Genomic DNA, 17,223 nt, shown 5'->3' on the forward strand with positions numbered 1-17,223 from the left:
GGCGGGACTGCAGACTCGCCGCACGGCGACGGGGGATCTCGATACGCCCGCTCCGCGGGCTGCTCGATCAGCATGGAGCTGGAACGACCGAGGCCGCCCGCTCCCCGAGCGGGGAGGGGCGGCCTCGAGCATGCGGGGACGGACTACGCCTGGTGCGCGGCCTGGAGGTCGAGCGTGATGGTGACCTTCTCGCCGATGAGCACGCCACCGGTCTCGAGGGCGGCGTTGTAGGTGAGACCGAAGTCGGTGCGGTCGATGGTCGCCTTGGCGGTCAGACCGGCCTTGTAGTTGCCGTAGGGGTCGGAGCCGAAGCCGCCGAACTCGACCTCGAAGGTCACGGGCTTGGTGACGTCCTTGATGGTGAGCTCGCCGTCGACGAGGAAGTCGTCGCCGTTCGCGCGGACCGCGGTCGACACGAAGTGGATCGAGGGGTACGTCTCGGCCTCGAAGAAGTCGCCGGTGCGGAGGTGACCGTCGCGGTTGGGCTCGTTGGTGTTGATGGAGGCGACCTCGGCGGTGGCCTCGACCTTGGAGTCCAGCGGGTTCTCGCCGGTGGTGAAGGTGGCGGTGAAGCGCTCGAACTTGCCCTTGACCTTGCTGATCATCAGGTGGCGGACGCTGAAGCCGACCTCGCTGTGCGTGGGGTCGATGACCCAGGTGCCGGCGCGGTATCCGGGGATGGTGGTGGTGGTGTCGCTCATGGTCTCTCCTCGTGAGTGTGAATCGCGCGGGAAGCTCGTCCCCGTCCGATGTATGCAAGCGCATCGACGGATCGAGTATTCCATGTAGCGACAACCTTTTTCGACACCGGTCACCGGGTCGTCGACGGATGGACACGTCGGCGCCGGTCTCGACCCTCGGAAAGGGGCCACGCAGCTCTGACCAGGGCCGCGTCGCCGAATTCGACGGCCGACCCGTCAGAGGGCGGCGGACGGCTCCGCGTCGCGCACGGGATTCCGGATGCCGACCAGCGAGACCAGCCCGCCGAGGAAGAGCAGCACCGCGGTGGCGATCGCCGCGCGGCTGAAGCCCTCGGCGTCGAGGCTGTCGCCCACGATCAGCGAGGTGGCGGCGATCGCGACCAGACCGGCGATCCGCGAGACCGCGTTGTTGATCGCGGAGCCGACTCCGCTGTGCCGGCTGTCGACCGCGCCGAGGATGGTCGAGGTCAGCGGGGCGACGGTGATCGCGAGGCCGAGGCCGAAGAGCAGGATGCCCGGCAGCAGCTGGGTGACGTAGTCGGCCGGCGGGCGGACGCCGGCCAGCAGCAGGAAGCCGACGCCGGCGACCAGTGGGCCGACACCCATGAACAGCCGCGGCCCGAACCGCGCCGTGAGCGAGCCCGCCACCTGCGAGAGCAGCAGGAGCAGGATCGTCGGCGGCAGGGTCGCGAGCCCGGCGAGTGTCGCCGAGAAGCCGAGGCCCTGCTGCAGGTACAGCCCGAGGCCGAAGAAGCCGAACGAGAGCGCCCCGTAGACGAAGGCCGTCGAGACGTTGCCCACGGTGAAGTTGCGCGAGGCGAACAGCGAGAGCGGCAGCATCGGGTTCGGCGTCCGCCGCTCCCAGAGCACGAACGCGACCAGGGCGGCCAGTCCGCCGATCAGGGCCACGAGCACCAGCGGGTTCCCGAACCCGAGCCGCTCCTGCTCGATCAGGGCGAAGACGGGGCCGCCGAGGCCGACGATGCCGAGCACCGCGCCGACCCCGTCGATCGGCACCCGGGTGCCGGAATCGACGTGACCGAGCCGGCGCAGCAGCAGGAGCGTCACCGCGATCGGGAGGATGTTGAGCGCGAAGACGTAGCGCCAGGACCCGGCGTCCACGAGCAGACCGCCGATGACCGGCCCGGCGATCGTGGCCGTCCCCGTCCAGGCGGTCCAGGCGCCGATGGTCTTCGCCTGCGCGGCACCGTGGACCGTCGCAATGATCAGCGCGAGCGAGCTGGGCACGAGGATCGCCCCGGCCGCGCCCTGGAGCATCCGCGCGACGATCAGCACCTCCGCCGACGGCGCGAGCGCGCAGAGCAGCGAGGTGACGCCGAAGCCGATCAGGCCGATCGTCATGCTGCGGGCGCGCCCGATCCGGTCGGCCAGCGAGCCGGCGACGAGGATCAGCGCGCCGAGCGTGATCAGGTAGCCGTCGACCACCCACTGCTGCACCGCCAGCCCGCCGCCGAGCTCCCGGGTGATCGCGGGCAGCGCCACATTGACGACGGTGCCGTCCAGGAACGCCACGAAAGAGGCCAGGATCGCCACCACGAGCACCGCGCGCGGGCGGGTGGTGGCGGGGTCCACGGGGGTGCTCATCGCTGCTGCCGGCTCATCCGCTCACCGTACTCCGAGCCGACGCGGCACACCCGGGCACCGGGGATGCAGACTCGTCGCCTACTCTCGTAGCCATGTCTGCGCAAGGAACCGCCCGCAGCGGCGTGCTCGCCCGCGTCCTCGGTGTCGTCGGAGCGAGCCTGGCCGGAGGGCTGCTGATCACCGTCGGCGTCACTCCCGCCCTCGCCGTCACCGGGCTCGCCGCCAACAACCCGATCGGCCTCTTCGAGACCGTGCCCGAGTACCTCGAGCTGGGCCAGCTGGCGCAGAAGACCGAGATCTACGCGAAGAACGCGGACGGGACCGACGGTCTCCTCGCCTCCTTCTACGCGCAGAACCGCGAGGAGGTGGCTTTCGACCAGGTCAGCCAGTTCGTCAAGAACGCGGCCGTCTCGACCGAGGACCCGCGCTTCTACGAGCACGGCGGCGTCGATCTGCAGGGCACGATCCGCGCGGTGCTCAGCAACGTGGTCGGCGGCGACCTGCAGGGCGGATCCTCGATCACCCAGCAGTACGTGAAGAACGTCCTCGTGCAGAAGGCCGAGGCGCTGAGCGACACCGACGCCGCGGCCTCGCAGGCCGCCTACGACGAGGCGACCGCCACGACTCCGGCGCGCAAGCTCAAGGAGATGAAGCTCGCCGTCGACCTCGAGAAGAAGTACAGCAAGGACGACATCCTGCTCGGCTACCTGAACATCGCCGGCTTCGGCGGACAGGTCTACGGGATCCAGGCCGCGGCCGAGTACTACTTCTCCAGCACCGCGGCGACCCTCACGCTCGCGCAGGCCGCCAGCCTGATCGCGACGGTGAACAACCCGAACGGCCTCCGCATCGACCAGCCGGAGAACATCCCCGAGAACAAGGTCCGGCGCGACTACGTCCTCGACCGGATGCTCGAGGAGGGGAAGATCTCGCAGGCCGACCACGACGCCGCGGTGGCCGAGGAGGTCGTCCCCGCGATCAAGGAGACGCCCACGGGCTGCCAGCAGGCCGGCAACGCCGCCTTCTTCTGCGACTACGTGACCCGGGTCATCCAGAACGACCCCGCCTTCGGCGACGACGAGAACACCCGCTTCGCCAACTTCCAGCGCGGCGGCTACAAGATCTACACGACGCTCGACCGCGACCTGCAGGACGTCGCCACGGCGACCACGAACGAGTGGGTGCCGAAGACGCCGATCGACGACGTCAACATCGGCAGCTCGACGCTCTCGATGGAGGTCGGCACCGGCCGGGTCCTGGCGATGGTGCAGAACAAGGACTACGACGCAGCCGGCTCGGTCAACGGCGAGAACTTCTCCGCGATCAACTTCAACGCCGACACGGCCTACGGCGGCTCCGCGGGCTTCCAGGTCGGCTCGACCTACAAGATCTTCACCCTCGCGCAGTGGATCGCCAACGGCCACACGATCTTCGAGACGGTCAACGGCCGCGAGCGCACCTTCTCCGAGTTCCCCGCCTCCTGCGAGCCGGGCGGCGAGTGGACGGGCTCCTTCCCGGTCGGCAACGACGAGAACGAGAACGGCACCTACAGCGTGCTCCAGGGCACGATGCGCTCGATCAACACCGTCTTCGTCGCGATGGCGCAGCAGCTCGACCTCTGCTCGATCCGCGACCAGGCCGCGGCCTTCGGCGTGAAGACCGCGTCCGGAGCACCGCTGCAGCCGATCCCCTCGGCGATCCTCGGCTCGGCCGACCAGATCGCGCCGATCTCGATGGCGACCGCCTTCGCCGGCTTCGCGAACAACGGCACGGCCTGCACCGCGATCGCGATCGACTCGATCACGGACTCGACCGGGGTCGGTGTCCAGGCGCCGGTCTCGACCTGCACCCAGGCGCTCTCCCCCGAGCTCACCGCGGTGGCGAACGACGCACTCCAGGACGTCGTCACCAGCGGCACCGCCGCCGCCTCCGATCCGGACGACGGCATCGAGCACATCGGCAAGACCGGCACGACCGACGACGCCGTGCACACCTGGATGGACGGGGCGTCGAGCCGCGTGGCGACCGTGGTCTGGGTCGGCAACATCACCGGTGACGCGTCGATGCGCGGCGTGCTGGTCCGCAGCGCGGAGACGAACGCGCGCGCCTACGCCTCGAACCTGCGCCACTACATCTGGAACGCGGTGATGACCCGCGCCGACGAGAAGTACGGCGGAGACGACTTCGCCGACCCGAGCAGCGCACTGCTGAACGGCCGGCAGATCGCCGTGCCGAACGTGGCCGGGCAGTCCGTCGACGACGCGACCGAGGTGCTCGAGGACCTCGGCTTCGACGTCGAGGAGGGCGCCACCGTGGACGCGGCGACACCCGCCGGGACCGTCGCCGGGACCGATCCCGGCGCCGGGACGACGATCGCCCGCTACTCGAGCATCACCCTGCTGGTGAGCAACGGCGCTCTGGTGCCCGCGCCCGAGACGCAGGCGCCCGCTCCGACGGCCACCGCGACGCCGACCGCCACGGCCGAGCCGACCGCCGAGCCGACGGCGACGGAGACGCCGGTGCCGACCGCGACTCCCACCACCACCCCGACGGCGGAGGTCGACCAGTGAGCGGCTTCGACCCCGGCTTCCTCGGCGTCCCGCTCGCGGCGCCCCGGCCGGTCGGCGATCGCCCGGTGCGGGAGCTGCCGTACACGCACTTCGAGGTGCTCCTCGACCCGGAGCGCCGCCTCGCGCTGTCGACCGCGGTGAACATCGACGGGGCGCGGCTGCTCGACCTCGGCCGCGGCGACGACTGGCACCTCGACGAGCGGGTGCCCGCGAGCGAGCAGACCGGCCCCGAGGTGTACGCGCGGAACGACTTCGACCGCGGCCACCTCGTCCGCCGCCGCGACCCCGTCTGGGGCGAGCCGGCCGAGGCGCGCGCGGGCAACGTGGACAGCTTCTGCTACACGAACGCGGCACCGCAGGCGAGCGGCTTCAACCAGTCGAAGGAGCTGTGGCTCGGTCTCGAGGACCTCGTGCTCGAGTACGCCCAGGCGAACCGCGCCCGGATCGACGTCTTCACCGGCCCGGTGCTGGCCGAGGGCGACCCGGTCTACCGCGGGGTGGGCGTCCCGCTCCGCTTCTGGAAGATCGCGGCCTGGAGCCCCGACGGCACGACGCTCGCCGCGAGCGCGTACCTCCTCGACCAGACCGCGCTGGTGCAGCGCATCGTCGACGGCGAGGACCGCGAGGGCCTCGCTCCGCTCGGTGCCTACCGGACCTTCCAGGTCGCCGTGTCGAGCCTGACCGGACCCACGGGGCTCGACCTCGACGCGCTCGCCGCCGTCGACGTGCTGGCCGCGGCGGGAGCCCGCGCGGAGCCGCCGCGCGAGCTGCTCACGGCGGACGACGTGGCGCGCGGTCTCACCGCCCGCTGAGCTCCGCCGCGGGCCAGGATGGGGGGATGACCTCCCCCGTCCTCGTCGAGATCGACGACACCGGCACCCCGCGGCTGCGCGATCCCGAGGCCGGTCTCGTCCACGTCGACGAGCCCGGCTATCTGCGCGGCGACGGCGTCTTCGAGACGCTGGCCGTGATCCGGGGCCGTGCGCACGGGCGGGAGGAGCACCTCGCGCGCCTGGCCGCATCGGCCGCCGCCGTCGGGCTCGAGATCCCGCCGGCCGAGGCGTGGTCGGCGGCGATCGCCCTCGCGGTCGCGGAGCACGACGCGGTCGAGGACCTGAGCATCCGGATGGTCGCGGGCTACCGGGACGCGACGACGGCGCGAGCCACGGTCCGCGCGGAGCCGACCGCCGACTCCTCGGCGCTGCGCGAGCACGGCGTCGCCGTCGCCGTCCTCGACCGCGGCTACGCGCACGGCGCGCTGGAGGACGCGCCCTGGCTCCTCGGCGGCGTCAAGTCGACCTCCGGGGCCGTCACCCGAGCGGCCCTGCGCGAGGCGAGGAGCCGCGGCGCCGAGGACGTGGTCTGGCGGACGAGCGACGGCCTCCTCCTCGAGGGCGCGACCTCGAGCCTGGTACTGCTGGCCGACGGGGTGCTCCTGACGCCCGCGGCGGGCGCGGGGATCCTCGACGGCACGACGGTATCGCGGCTGCTCGCGATCGGCGAGCGGGCCGGATTCGACTCCGCGCGACGGGACCTGCCCGTCTCCGCACTGGCGGGTGCCGACGCGGCCTGGCTGGTGTCGAGCACCCGGCGCGCCGTGCCGATCCGCTCGGTGGACGAAGCAACCCTGGCGCTGGACCGCGGGCTGACCGCGGCCTTCGAGGAGGGACTGCTCGCCGACTGATCGCCGCGCGGCAGGAGGACCGGCGGCGGACCGGCGCTCAGGCGGCGGCGTCGAACTCGCGCGCGGTCCAGACCCCCACGCCGACCGACTCGGCGTGGCGCAAGTCGTCGACGGTGTCGACGTCGAGCCGCAGGGTCGAGGACTCGGGCAGGTCGAGCACGCGATAGCCGGCGCCGACGTGCTTCTCGCGCGAGCCGACGCCGAAGGCGGGCTCGGGGCCGGTACCGCCGGGCAGGAGCAGCGCGGTCGTGCCGCTGCCGGCCCGGTCGCCGACCATCGACGGGACCTCGCCGGCGGCCGCGAGGGCGGCGTCGAGGTCGGCGGCGGTGAGCGCGGGCAGATCGGCCGTCAGCGCGATCACGGGCGAGCCGGGACGGAGGTCCCCGGCCTGCGCGATGCCCGCCGCGACCGCGGGGTTGAGCTGTCCGGGATCGCGCACGACGTGCAGGCCGGGGTGCTCGAGCGCGGCCCGCTCGACCGCGGAGATGTCGGAGGTGACGAGGACGACGGCGCCGACCGACTCCGCCGCGCCGACCGCGGCGAGGGTGTCCAGGAGGAACGCTTCGGCGAGGGCGGAGCGCGCCACGAGCTCGAGCCGGGTCTTGGAGATGCCGCGGCCCCGGTAGACGACGACGGCGGTCCAGGCGCCGCTCACGAGGCGACCCGCCCGGCTGCCGCAGCGAGCCCGGCCGCGTAGCCCTCGGCGTGCGCCTCGTCGGCGCCGACGCGGAACATGTCGTCCGGACCGGTGCGGGTCAGCGTGCGGGCGCCCGGCGCGTCCAGCCCGGTGACGAGCCGCTCGAGGCCGCGCACGACGGCCACGGGATGACCGGTCGCCTTGCCCTTCACGAGGTCGCCGAGCGCGGCGATCTCGTCGGCCACCGCGGGCATGGTCACCGCGAGCGTCCGGCCGAGCGCGTCGACGGCGCCGCGCAGGTCGTCGATCACGAGCAGCCCGGCCGCTCCGATCGCCGCGTCGGTCTGGCCCACCCGCCAGGCGCGGCCGAGGGTGTCGCTGACGATCACGCCGACGCGGGCCCCCAGCCGCTCGCGCAGACCGGAGCAGAGCGCGCGGGCGGAGGCGTCCGGGTCCTCGGGCAGCAGCAGCACCGTGCCCTCCGCGACGTTGCTGGAGTCGACTCCGGCGGCGGCCTGGACGATGCCGAGGCGGTTCTCCACGATCCTGGTGATCCCGTGCGCGTGCGCGCGGGTGGCGACGACGCGGACCGTCTCGGCCGTGATGGCGTCCTCGCGGTCGTCCGCGGCGACCACCCGGCCCTCGGCCTTCGAGACGACCTTGCTGGTCACCACGAGGACGTCGCCGTCGACGGGACGGTCGGCGACCGGAGCGGCCTCGACCGCCGCGAGGATCAGCTCGAGCAGGTCGTCCCCCGGGACCACTTCGGGGATCCCCTCGAGGACCCAGGCCGCCACGCGCATCGCACTCATCCCGCCATTGTCCCAGGCGCCGGAGACGCGGAGCGCACGCCGACGAGGCGCTTGCGGCCCGGGGCGGGAACGTGCGAGCGGGCGGTCAGGAGGCGAGGTACGCCGCGACGGCCGGCGGCACGTACGGCGAGACGTCGCCGCCGAGGGCCGAGACCTGGCGGACGAGCGAGGACGAGACGTGGGCGTGGGCCGGGTCGGGCAGGAGGAACACGGTCTCGACGTGCGCGAGGTTGCGGTTCACGATGGCCATCGGCGTCTCGTAGGCCACGTCGACCTGCGAGCGGATGCCCTTCACCAGGATGCTCGCGCCGACGTCGGTGCAGTAGTCGACGAGCAGGCCCATGCTCCAGGAGGCGACGACGATCGTCCCCTCGATGCCGGCCTCGGCGATCGACTGCTCGATCAGCGCGACGCGCTGCGCGATCGGCAGCAGCGCCGTCTTGGCCGGATTGTGCACGACGACCACGTGCAACTCGTCGACGAGGCGCGCGGCGCGCTCGATGACGTCGAGATGCCCGAGGGTGACGGGGTCGAACGAGCCGGGGACGACGGCGATGCGGGCCATGCCCTCAGCGTATCGGGCGTCCCGGCGGGCGAGCCGGGGCGGACCCTCCCCGTCGGGGTCAGCTCTTGCCGAGGAACTCGCGGTCGCGGTCCTGCACGCGCCGCTCGAGGGCGGCGCGGAGGCGGTCATGCGTCGCGAGCACCGGGTCGGTCTCGAGCAGCCGCTCGGCCAGCACCCGCGCCTCGAGGATGAGCCAGGAGTCCTGCACCACGCGCAGCAGGCGCAGGGAGGAGCGGCCGCCGGACTGCGAATCGCCCAGCACGTCGCCCTCGCGGCGCAGCTCGAGGTCGGCCTCGGCCAGGTCGAAGCCGTCGAGCGTCGCCGCGACGGTCTCCACCCGCTCGCGCGGCGTCCTGCCGGCCTCGGCCGCCGTGACGAAGAGGCAGACGCCGGGCACGCCGCCGCGCCCGATCCGGCCGCGCAGCTGATGCAGCTGCGAGACGCCGAACCGCTCGGCGTCGAGGACGATCATCATCGACGCGTTCGGCACGTCGACACCGACCTCGATGACGGTGGTCGAGACGAGGACGTCGATCTCCCCGGCCGCGAAGGACTGCATGACGGCGTCCTTCTCCTCCGCCGTCATCCGCCCGTGCAGGGCGGCCGAGCGGCGCTTGCCGAGCAGGACGTGCCGGCGGACGCCCTCGAGGGTCTCCGACACCGTGGTCAGCGGAGTGGCCGCGGGCTCGTCCTCCGCGGCGAGCGGGCCCTCGGCCGCCTCCCCCGGCTCGATCGCCGGGCAGACGAGGTAGACCTGGTGGCCCTTGCGGATCTCCTCGTCGGCCCGCTCCCACGCGCGGGCGATGAGGGCGGGACGGTCGGCCAGCGACACGACGTGGCTGCTGATGCCGGGTCGGCCGGCCGGCAGTTCGCGGATGGTCGAGACGTCGAGGTCGCCGAAGACCGTCATCGCGACGGTGCGCGGGATGGGCGTCGCGGTCAGCACCAGCACGTGCGGCGGCTGGGCGCCCTTCCGCCGGAGGACGTCGCGCTGGTCGACTCCGAAGCGGTGCTGCTCGTCGATCACCACCAGCCCGAGGTCGTAGAACGAGACCTTGTCGCCGAGCAGGGCGTGGGTGCCGACGACGATCTTCGCGGTGCCCGAGACGATCCGCAGCAGCGCCGCGCGCCGGGCGGCCGCGCCGAGACCGCCGGTGAGGAGGGTCGGCACGAGCTCGGCCGACAGCTCGGGCCCGAGGGTGCGGACGATCGAGCGGAGGTGCTGACCGGCGAGCACCTCGGTCGGCGCGAGCAGCGCCGCCTGCCCGCCGCTCTCGGCCGTCGCGAGCATGGCCCGGAGCGCCACCAGGGTCTTGCCCGAGCCGACCTCGCCCTGCACGAGCCGCGACATCGGCGACTCGTCCGCGAGGTCCGCGGTGATCTCGCGGCCGACCGTCTTCTGATCGTCGGTGAGGGTGAACGGGAGCGCGGCGTCGAAGCGCTCGAGCAGCCCGCCCGGCGCGGCGACCCGCGCGGTCCCCGGTGTCGAGCGAGCGGCCGCCCGCCGCTCGAGCAGGGCCAGCTGCAGCAGGAACGCCTCGTGGAAGCGCAGGGTGTCGCGCGCCGGGATCTCCTCGCCCTCGCGCTGCGGCCGGTGGATCAGCTCGAGGGCGGCGCCGAGGTCGAGCAGCTTGCGGCTCGCCCGCACCTCCGCGGGGATCGGGTCCTGCACGTACTTGAGGTCGTCGAGCACCACGTCGATCGCCGCCTGCAGCTGCCAGCTGGCGATCGTGCTGGTCGCGGGGTAGATCGGGATCGGCCGCTCGGTCCAGTCCTTCGCGAGCACCGACTTCCCGATCGGGCCGTGCGCCGTGACCTCCTCGTCGTCGAAGAGCCGGTAGTCGGGGTGGGTCAGCTGCTTCGTCTCGCGGAACATCGACACGGTCCCGGCGAAGATGCCGCGCACGCCCCGGCGCAGCTGCGTGGCGCGCCAGGGCTGACTGAAGAACGTCAGCGACAGGGTGCCCGTGCCGTCCGAGATGATGACCTCGAGCAGTCCCCCGCGGCGGTTCTTCATCTCGCGCGAGCGCACCTCGCGGACCTCGGCGACGATCGTCACGTTCTCACCGACCGGCAGGCGGGACACGTCGGTGAGCTCCCCGCGCTTGGCGTAGCGGCGCGGGTAGTGGCCGAGCAGCTCGCCGACCGTGCGGTAGCCGAACGCCTTCTCGATCGGCTTGGCGGTGCGCGGGCCGATCAGCGGCGCGAGCGAGGCGTCGAGGGGGTCCGGGATCACCCGACGATCATAGGTCGGACCTCGGACGCCGGGTCCGCGCGAGGCCCGGGAGGACCGATCGCGGCGCGACGGCGGCGGTCAGCCGCGCGCCGGCTCCGGCGGAGGCGCGCAGTCCCGCGACCACGGTCGACGCCGCACCCCAGCCCGCGGCCTGCTCGGCGGCCACCGGCGCGTAGCGCACGCGCTCGACCCCCTGCCGGAGCTCTCGCAGGGCCGAGCGGGCGCCCTCGTCGTCGCCGAGGGCGGCGGAGATCAGCGCCGCCTGGGCCCGCGGCGACTCCCCCTCCTCGATCGGGATCCCGAGATCGCGGGCACTCGCCAGCAGCTCTGCCCAGGCGGGCTCGAGCGCCCCCTCGGCCGCCCGGCGCCGGCGCACGGCGCGCTGGACGACGCGCAGGAGCCACGGCACGAGCAGCAGCAGGACCAGCAGCGACCACAGGGTGACGACCGGCGCGCTGGTCGCGGTGCCGCCGCCGAGGGCGCCGGGCCTCGCGGTCGCGGTCGAGGCGCTGGGCGTCGGCGTCGCGGTCTGACCGGGCTCGGCTCCGGGCGCCGCGCTCGCGGCGGCACCGGGGGTCGTCGACGGTGCGGACGTCGTGGCGCTCGGCAGCGTGTACGAGGCGGGCGCGCCGCGGCTCGGCGTCGGCTCGAACGGCAGCCAGCCGACGCCCTCGAAGTAGAGCTCGGGCCAGGCGTGCAGGTCGGACGACTGCACCCGGTAGCTCGTCAGCTCGGTGCCCGGAGACGGGACGACCGAGCCCGGCTGGTAGCCGATGGCGAGTCGCGAGGGGATGCCGAGCTCGCGCGCCATCACGGCCATCGCCGAGGCGAAGTGCACGCAGTAGCCCTCGCGGACCTCGAGGAAGGAGGCGAGCACGCCGACGCCGTCGCCGTCGTAGCCCTCCTCGGCCGGGGTGTCCTCGGAGTAGCGGAACTCCGACGAGCGGAAGAACCGCTGCAGCGCGCGGGCCCGGTCGTAGGCGGTGACCTCGTCCGCGGTGACGTCGTTCGCCGTGGTTCGCACGATCTCGGGGACGTCCTCCGGGAGCGAGAGGTAGCGGTCGAAGCCGCTGGGCACCGGGGCGTCGAGCAGCTGCTGCGGGTCGGGCTCGAGGCGCAGCGCCTGCACCTCGTACTCGTCGCCGGCGCGGGTGGTGGCGTCGCCGCGGATCGAGCCGTCCTGCACGTCCTGCAGCCAGCCGTCGCCGACGCCGCTCAGCTCGGAGACGGGGTACGGCACCGGGAGCCAGCGGCTGCGGAGGGTCTCGACGGAGACGTCGACCTCCTCCGTCTCGCGCGGGACGGCCTCGCCGAGGCCGGCGGGAGCGATCGGAGCCGCGATGTCGGCGGTCTCCTCGGTGTCGCTGGGCGCCCAGTCCTCGCCCTCGAAGTCCGAGACGGTGAGCACGCGGAGGTAGACCGGCAGATCGGAGTCGGTCGAGTAGCGCAGCACGGTCACCGGATTCGGCCGGCGCAGGTCGGCGCCGAGCGCGACGACCGGGTCGATCGAGCCGTTGAAGAGCGTGCCGGAGACGCCGGACGGCGTGGCGACGCGGGCGAAGCCGCCCGCGGACCCGGCGACGAGACCGGCGACGATCACGACGACGCCGGCGATCGCGATCGACGGCACGGTGGCGCCGAGCGAGGCGCTGCGCGGGCCGCGGCGCTCGGGCCGCGCACTGACCGCGAGGATCCCGAGGTAGACGAGCGCCGTGAGCAGCAGGCTGGGCCAGGAGACCTCGGCCGGGTCGATGATCGCGGGCACCGCCAGCAGGGTGGCGGGGAAGAGACCCGCGAGCGCGGGGAGGCGCACCGAGAAGGCGAAGAGGTCGGCCGCCCAGGCGAGCACGACGACACCGCCGACGAGGAGGAAGGCGATCCCGCTGTCGGCGACCGCCGGGAGGCCCTGCTCCGCGATCGAGGTGAAGCCCGCCTGAGCGAGCGTCTGCGCATCGGCGATCGCGCCGGGAGTCGGGACCAGGAAGAGCAGAGCCCGCCCGGGCACGAACATCGCGGTGAGCACGCCGACGACCGCGAGCGTGCCGAGCACCGGCGGGATCACCGGGTGGGTGCGGAGCGCACGCGCCGCGGCGGGGACGGCGAGGACGACGCCGACAGCGACGGCCAGCTGGACGAGCCAGCCGATCCCCTCGAGCAGGCGGCCGATCCCCGAGGAGGCCGTGACGAGCGAGAGCCAGAGCAGGACCGAGAGCAGGACCGAGCCCGAGCGGGCGTCGCGCCCGCGGCGGCTCACGCGACCACCCGGAGTGCGAGGGCCTGCGCCCACGCCTCCTCGACGGCGGTGCGCGGCGACACCGGGACGGGGTACCAGCCGAGGGAGCCGAGCGCGGCCTCCTCCTCGGGGGTGCCGCCGACGAGGAAGGCGACGGCCGGGCGTGCGTGCGCGGCGAGGGAGGCCAGCGCGGCCAGGTCCTCCTCGTGCAGCCGGGAGAGCACGGCGAAGACCGGGCGGCTGCCGCCGGCGTCGCGCATCTCGGCGGCGATCCGGCCGACCGCCTCCACCGATTCGGCGGCGGGAGCGAGCTCGGCCAGGCGCAGCAGCACGTCGTGCGCGGCCTCGCGCTCGTCCTCGGAGCGCGCGGGCTGGTCGGGCGCGCCGGTCTCGATCAGGTGCGTCTCGAAGCCGCGCTCGAGCAGGTGCACCGCGAGCGAGGCGGTCATCGAGACCGCCCACTCCAGGCGATCGTCGCCGCCGCGCTCGTCGAGGATCCGCGCGGCGCGGGTCTCCAGCAGGATCCAGGCGTGCGGATCGGTGTTCTGCTCGTCCTGGCGCACCTTGAGCTCGCCCGAGCGGGCGCTGGCCCGCCAGTGCACGCGGCGCATCGCGTCGCCGGGGCGGTAGTCGCGCGGGATGACGTCGTCGGTGCCCGCGCCGGCCGTCGCGTGCGCGACCGGGCTCGAGCCGCCGGCGCCGTGGGCGTCGAGGACGTCGCTCTGCAGCGGGACGGCCCGCGGGGTCACCACGAAGGGCTGGGCCGCGCCGGCGATCGTCTCGCGCACGGCCAGCCCGAAGGCGTCGCCGCGGGTGAGCCGCAGCGGGCCGATGCGGTGGATGCCTCGGCGGCCGGCTGGGAGGCGGTAGCGCGCGCGGACCCGGCTCGAGCCGCTCCCCCGCAGCGCGATCGCCGGCAGCGTGAAGGCTCCGCGCGCGACGGTGCGCCCGGAGACGAGACCGCGCTCGACCCGGTCGAGCCGGTCCTCCGCACGGGCACCGGCCCTCAGCGCCGAGCCGCGGTTGTCGAGGACGACGTCGACGTCGACCACGTCGCCGACCGCGACGACCTGGGGGGCGAAGCGGCGCTGCACCTGCAGCACCGGCGTCACGACGAGCAGCGCGAGGATCGCGGCGACCGGCAGGCCGAGCAGGACGATCCCGACGAAGAGCAGCTCGCGGAACGCGATGATCGGGGCGACGACGATCGCGACCGCGCCGAGCACGACCAGCGTCCAGCCGCGCACGGTGAGGGCGACCCCGCGGACGGCCGGGAGCGCGCCGATCCGCCGCGCCGGGCGCTCGGGACCGCGGCGCTCAGGACCACGGGGCTCGGGACCACGGGGCTCCGGCTGACGGCGCTGCGGATCGCGCGGGTCAGTCGGCACGGCCGCTGAACGGGACGGGGGTGGCGGCGACGATGCGCTGGACGATCTCGGTCACCGAGTGCGAGGTGCCGGTGCCGGAGCGGCCGGGGAGCCGGGTCGCGGGCAGCAGCCGGTGGCCGAGCACCGGCACCGCGAGCACGTCGATGTCGTCCGGGACGACGAAGTCGCGGTCGTTGATCGCGGCGAGCGCCTTGGCCGCGGCGATCAGCTGCAGGGTCGCGCGCGGGCTGCCACCGAGGCGCAGCTCGGGGTCGATGCGGGTCGCCTGCATGATCGCGACCACGTACTCCTGCACCGGCGGGGCGACGTAGATCGACTGGACGTAGTCCATCATCCGGGCGAGCTGGTCGTGGCCGACGACCTGGCGCAGCTCCTCCAGCGGGCTCGCGGCGTCGCGGGTGCGGATCATCTCGAGCTCGGCGCGCTCATCGGGGTAGCCGAGCGAGAGCCGCGCCATGAAGCGGTCGCGCTGCGCCTCGGGGAGGCTGTAGGTGCCCTCCATCTCGACGGGGTTCTGCGTCGCGACGACCGCGAACGGCCGCGGCAGGATGTGGGTGACACCGTCGACCGAGACCTGGCGCTCCTCCATGCACTCGAGCAGCGCGGACTGGGTCTTGGGCGAGGCGCGGTTGATCTCGTCGCCGATGACGACGTTCGCGAAGACCGGGCCGGGCTTGAACTCGAAGTCGCGGGTGGCCTGGTTGAAGACCGAGACGCCGGTGACATCGGAGGGCAGGAGGTCCGGGGTGAACTGGATGCGCGAGACGGTGCCGCCGACGGAGGCCGCGAGCGACTTCGCGAGCACGGTCTTGCCGGTGCCCGGCACGTCCTCCATCAGCAGGTGGCCGCCGGCCAGGAAGACGGTCAGTGCCATCGAGACCTCGGCGTCCTTGCCGTCGATCACACTGCAGAGGTTCTTCAGGATCGCGGCGCAGTGGGCGCTGAACTCCTCGCGGGTCATCGCCGATCCGGGAGCCGCACCGCGGTCCGATGCCGTGCCGACTGCGGAGCGGGTCTCATCGAGGGACGTCATAACTGGTGATTCTCGCAGTGCGAACCGGAAAACGGCTCAGGCTTCCGGGGGGCTCCCAGCCCTCGGCGCGAGTCCTATGCTCGGAACGGTGACCAGGATCATCGCCGGCTTCGCCGGATCGCTCACCCTGCGGGTCCCCCGCGCCGGCACCCGGCCCACGAGCGATCGGGTCCGGGAGGCGATCTTCTCGGCGCTCGAGGCGCGGGACGCCCTCGACGGCGCGACCGTGATCGACCTCTACGCCGGCTCTGGAGCGCTCGGGCTCGAGGCTGCCAGCCGCGGCGCCGCCTCCGTGCTGCTCGTGGAGCGCGACCCGAAGGCCGCGAAGACGGCCGGCGAGAACGCCCGCGCGATCACGACGTCCGCCGCCGCGAACAAGCGCCCGAAGCCGCGGATCGAGGTCGTGATCGCCTCGGTGCGCTCATTCCTCGACGGCTCCCCCGCCGTCAACGCGGACACGGTCTTCCTCGATCCGCCCTACGACCTCCCCGAGGACGAGCTGGCGGCCGATCTCGCCGGCGTCCTGCCGCTGCTCGCCGAGCACTCCGTCGTCGTCGTCGAGCGGAGCTCGCGGAGCCCGGAGCCGACGTGGCCCGCAGGGCTCGAGCGCGACCGGCGGAAGGACTACGGCGAGACGACGATCTGGTGGGCGTCGCCCGCGGCGGGCGAGTAGGCCCTCCGCCCGAGCATTCCGACGCCCGAGCCGCTCCGTCCTCGCCGCGGATCAGCCCGCGGCGCCGTCCCAGCCGAGGTAGGGGTCCCAGCCGCCGCGCTCGTCCAGCGCGACGCCGCCGAGCCGCACCTCCGGCGCGCCCTCGCGCACCGTCCCCAGGGCGGTGAAGCCCGGAGGCAGCGCCGCGCCGGGAGGGAAGCAGGCGAGCATCGCGTGGTCCTCCCCGCCGCCGAGCACCAGCGCACGGGCGAGCGCCGCGTCGATGCCGTCCACGGCCGTCACCAGGGCGGCGTGCGCGTCGACGGCCTCGGGATCGAGATCGAGCACGACCCCGCTCGCCCGGGCCATCCTCCGCGCGTCGAGGACCACGCCGTCCGAGACGTCCATCATCGCCGTGGCGACCCCGCCCGCCGCGATGCCGGCCGCGATCGGCGGCGTCGGCCGCAGCTGCGCGTCGAGCACCTCCGGGTGCTCCGCGCGCAGCGCCCGGGCGAGCGCCGCGTCGGGTTCGCCGGCCGTCCGCGCGCGCTCGAAGAGCAGCCGGAGGCCCAGCCCGGAGACGCCGAGCGGCCCGGCGGTCGCGACGACGTCACCCGGGCGCGCACCGCTCCGGAGCACCGGCTGCCGGCCGTCGAGCGAGCCGAACGCCGTGATCGCCAGGGTCAGTGTGCCGGAGGCGGACAGGTCGCCGCCGACGACGCCGCAGCCTGGCGCCATCGCCGCGCAGCCGGCGGCGAGCCCGTCGGCGATCCCCTCGAGCACGTCGACGCCGAGGCGCTGGGGCGCGGCGATGGCGACCACCAGCGCGGTCGGACGGGCGCCCATCGCGGCGACGTCCGAGAGGTTGGAGGCGGCGGCCTTCCAGCCGAGATCGAAGGGCGAGGACCAGGCGAGCCGGAAGTCCGGGCCGTGCACCATCATGTCGGTCGTGACCACGAAGCGGCCGTCCGGCGCCCGCAGCACCGCGGAGTCGTCGCCCGGACCGACGAGCGTCTCGACGCCGCCGCCGCCGAGCCTCGACAGGATCCGCGCGAGGACCTCGCCCTCGCTGAGCTCGGCCAGGGTGGGGCTCGGATCCGGTGCCAT

General features: G+C 73.8%; 14 protein-coding genes. 4 read left to right on the plus strand and 10 right to left on the minus strand.

The window, feature by feature from the left end; all coding sequences use genetic code 11:
- Positions 1-143: 143 nt before the first annotated feature.
- Together HQQ86_RS01790 and HQQ86_RS01795 are read right to left on the minus strand one after the other, a co-directional pair.
- Entirely contained in the window at positions 144-701 is a 558-nt protein-coding gene (locus tag HQQ86_RS01790; protein WP_173285995.1) for a YceI family protein, read from the minus strand.
- A 216-nt stretch (positions 702-917) separates the two neighbouring features.
- Positions 918-2,306: a DHA2 family efflux MFS transporter permease subunit gene (locus tag HQQ86_RS01795; protein WP_173285997.1), complete on the minus strand. Its 1,389-nt coding sequence runs from the start codon at positions 2,304-2,306 to the stop codon at positions 918-920.
- A 92-nt stretch (positions 2,307-2,398) separates the two neighbouring features.
- Between HQQ86_RS01795 and HQQ86_RS01800 the strand changes: the two genes are divergently transcribed.
- From HQQ86_RS01800 to HQQ86_RS01810, 3 genes are read left to right on the plus strand one after another with little or no spacing between them, the layout of a single operon-like run.
- Positions 2,399-4,876, plus strand: a complete 2,478-nt coding sequence (locus HQQ86_RS01800) for a transglycosylase domain-containing protein (RefSeq protein WP_173285999.1) — start codon at positions 2,399-2,401, stop codon at positions 4,874-4,876.
- Entirely contained in the window at positions 4,873-5,688 is an 816-nt protein-coding gene (locus tag HQQ86_RS01805; RefSeq protein ID WP_367948515.1) for a DNA/RNA non-specific endonuclease, read from the plus strand. The genes HQQ86_RS01800 and HQQ86_RS01805 overlap by 4 nt, the downstream gene beginning before the upstream one ends.
- 26 nt (positions 5,689-5,714) lie before the next feature.
- Positions 5,715-6,560, plus strand: coding sequence for an aminotransferase class IV (locus HQQ86_RS01810; RefSeq protein ID WP_173286001.1), 846 nt, complete (start codon positions 5,715-5,717; stop codon positions 6,558-6,560).
- Between the two features lie 37 nt (positions 6,561-6,597).
- On the opposite strand, the gene cofC is transcribed toward HQQ86_RS01810, so the two are convergent.
- The 7 genes from cofC to HQQ86_RS01845 form a co-directional block, all read right to left on the minus strand.
- Positions 6,598-7,215 carry a 2-phospho-L-lactate guanylyltransferase gene (gene cofC / locus HQQ86_RS01815; RefSeq protein WP_173286004.1) on the minus strand — a complete coding sequence of 206 codons (618 nt, stop codon included), beginning with the start codon at positions 7,213-7,215 and terminating at the stop codon, positions 6,598-6,600.
- Positions 7,212-8,009: a coenzyme F420-0:L-glutamate ligase gene (cofE, locus tag HQQ86_RS01820; RefSeq protein WP_216844903.1), complete on the minus strand. Its 798-nt coding sequence runs from the start codon at positions 8,007-8,009 to the stop codon at positions 7,212-7,214. Before cofE ends, cofC begins: the two co-directional genes overlap by 4 nt.
- 85 nt (positions 8,010-8,094) lie before the next feature.
- On the minus strand, positions 8,095-8,574 hold the full coding sequence (gene coaD / locus HQQ86_RS01825) for a pantetheine-phosphate adenylyltransferase (RefSeq protein WP_160088545.1): 480 nt from the start codon (positions 8,572-8,574) through the stop codon (positions 8,095-8,097).
- 58 nt (positions 8,575-8,632) lie between these two features.
- A complete protein-coding gene (locus HQQ86_RS01830; protein WP_367948516.1) occupies positions 8,633-10,810 on the minus strand; it encodes an ATP-dependent DNA helicase RecG in 2,178 nt (725 codons plus the stop codon).
- 7 nt (positions 10,811-10,817) lie between these two features.
- Positions 10,818-13,064 carry a DUF3488 and transglutaminase-like domain-containing protein gene (locus HQQ86_RS01835; RefSeq protein WP_173286006.1) on the minus strand — a complete coding sequence of 749 codons (2,247 nt, stop codon included), beginning with the start codon at positions 13,062-13,064 and terminating at the stop codon, positions 10,818-10,820.
- Entirely contained in the window at positions 13,061-14,431 is a 1,371-nt protein-coding gene (locus HQQ86_RS21910) for a DUF58 domain-containing protein (protein WP_173286008.1), read from the minus strand. Before HQQ86_RS21910 ends, HQQ86_RS01835 begins: the two co-directional genes overlap by 4 nt.
- A complete protein-coding gene (locus tag HQQ86_RS01845; RefSeq protein WP_216844999.1) occupies positions 14,421-15,392 on the minus strand; it encodes a MoxR family ATPase in 972 nt (323 codons plus the stop codon). Before HQQ86_RS01845 ends, HQQ86_RS21910 begins: the two co-directional genes overlap by 11 nt.
- 160 nt (positions 15,393-15,552) lie before the next feature.
- Between HQQ86_RS01845 and rsmD the strand changes: the two genes are divergently transcribed.
- Positions 15,553-16,137: a 16S rRNA (guanine(966)-N(2))-methyltransferase RsmD gene (gene rsmD, locus HQQ86_RS01850; RefSeq protein WP_173286012.1), complete on the plus strand. Its 585-nt coding sequence runs from the start codon at positions 15,553-15,555 to the stop codon at positions 16,135-16,137.
- 51 nt (positions 16,138-16,188) lie between these two features.
- Here the strand turns inward: rsmD and thiL are convergent, their stop codons facing one another.
- Positions 16,189-17,223 carry a thiamine-phosphate kinase gene (gene thiL / locus HQQ86_RS01855; protein WP_173286014.1) on the minus strand — a complete coding sequence of 345 codons (1,035 nt, stop codon included), beginning with the start codon at positions 17,221-17,223 and terminating at the stop codon, positions 16,189-16,191.

The sequence above is a fragment of the Rathayibacter sp. VKM Ac-2857 genome (assembly GCF_013205025.1).
Lineage (GTDB): Bacteria > Actinomycetota > Actinomycetes > Actinomycetales > Microbacteriaceae > Rathayibacter.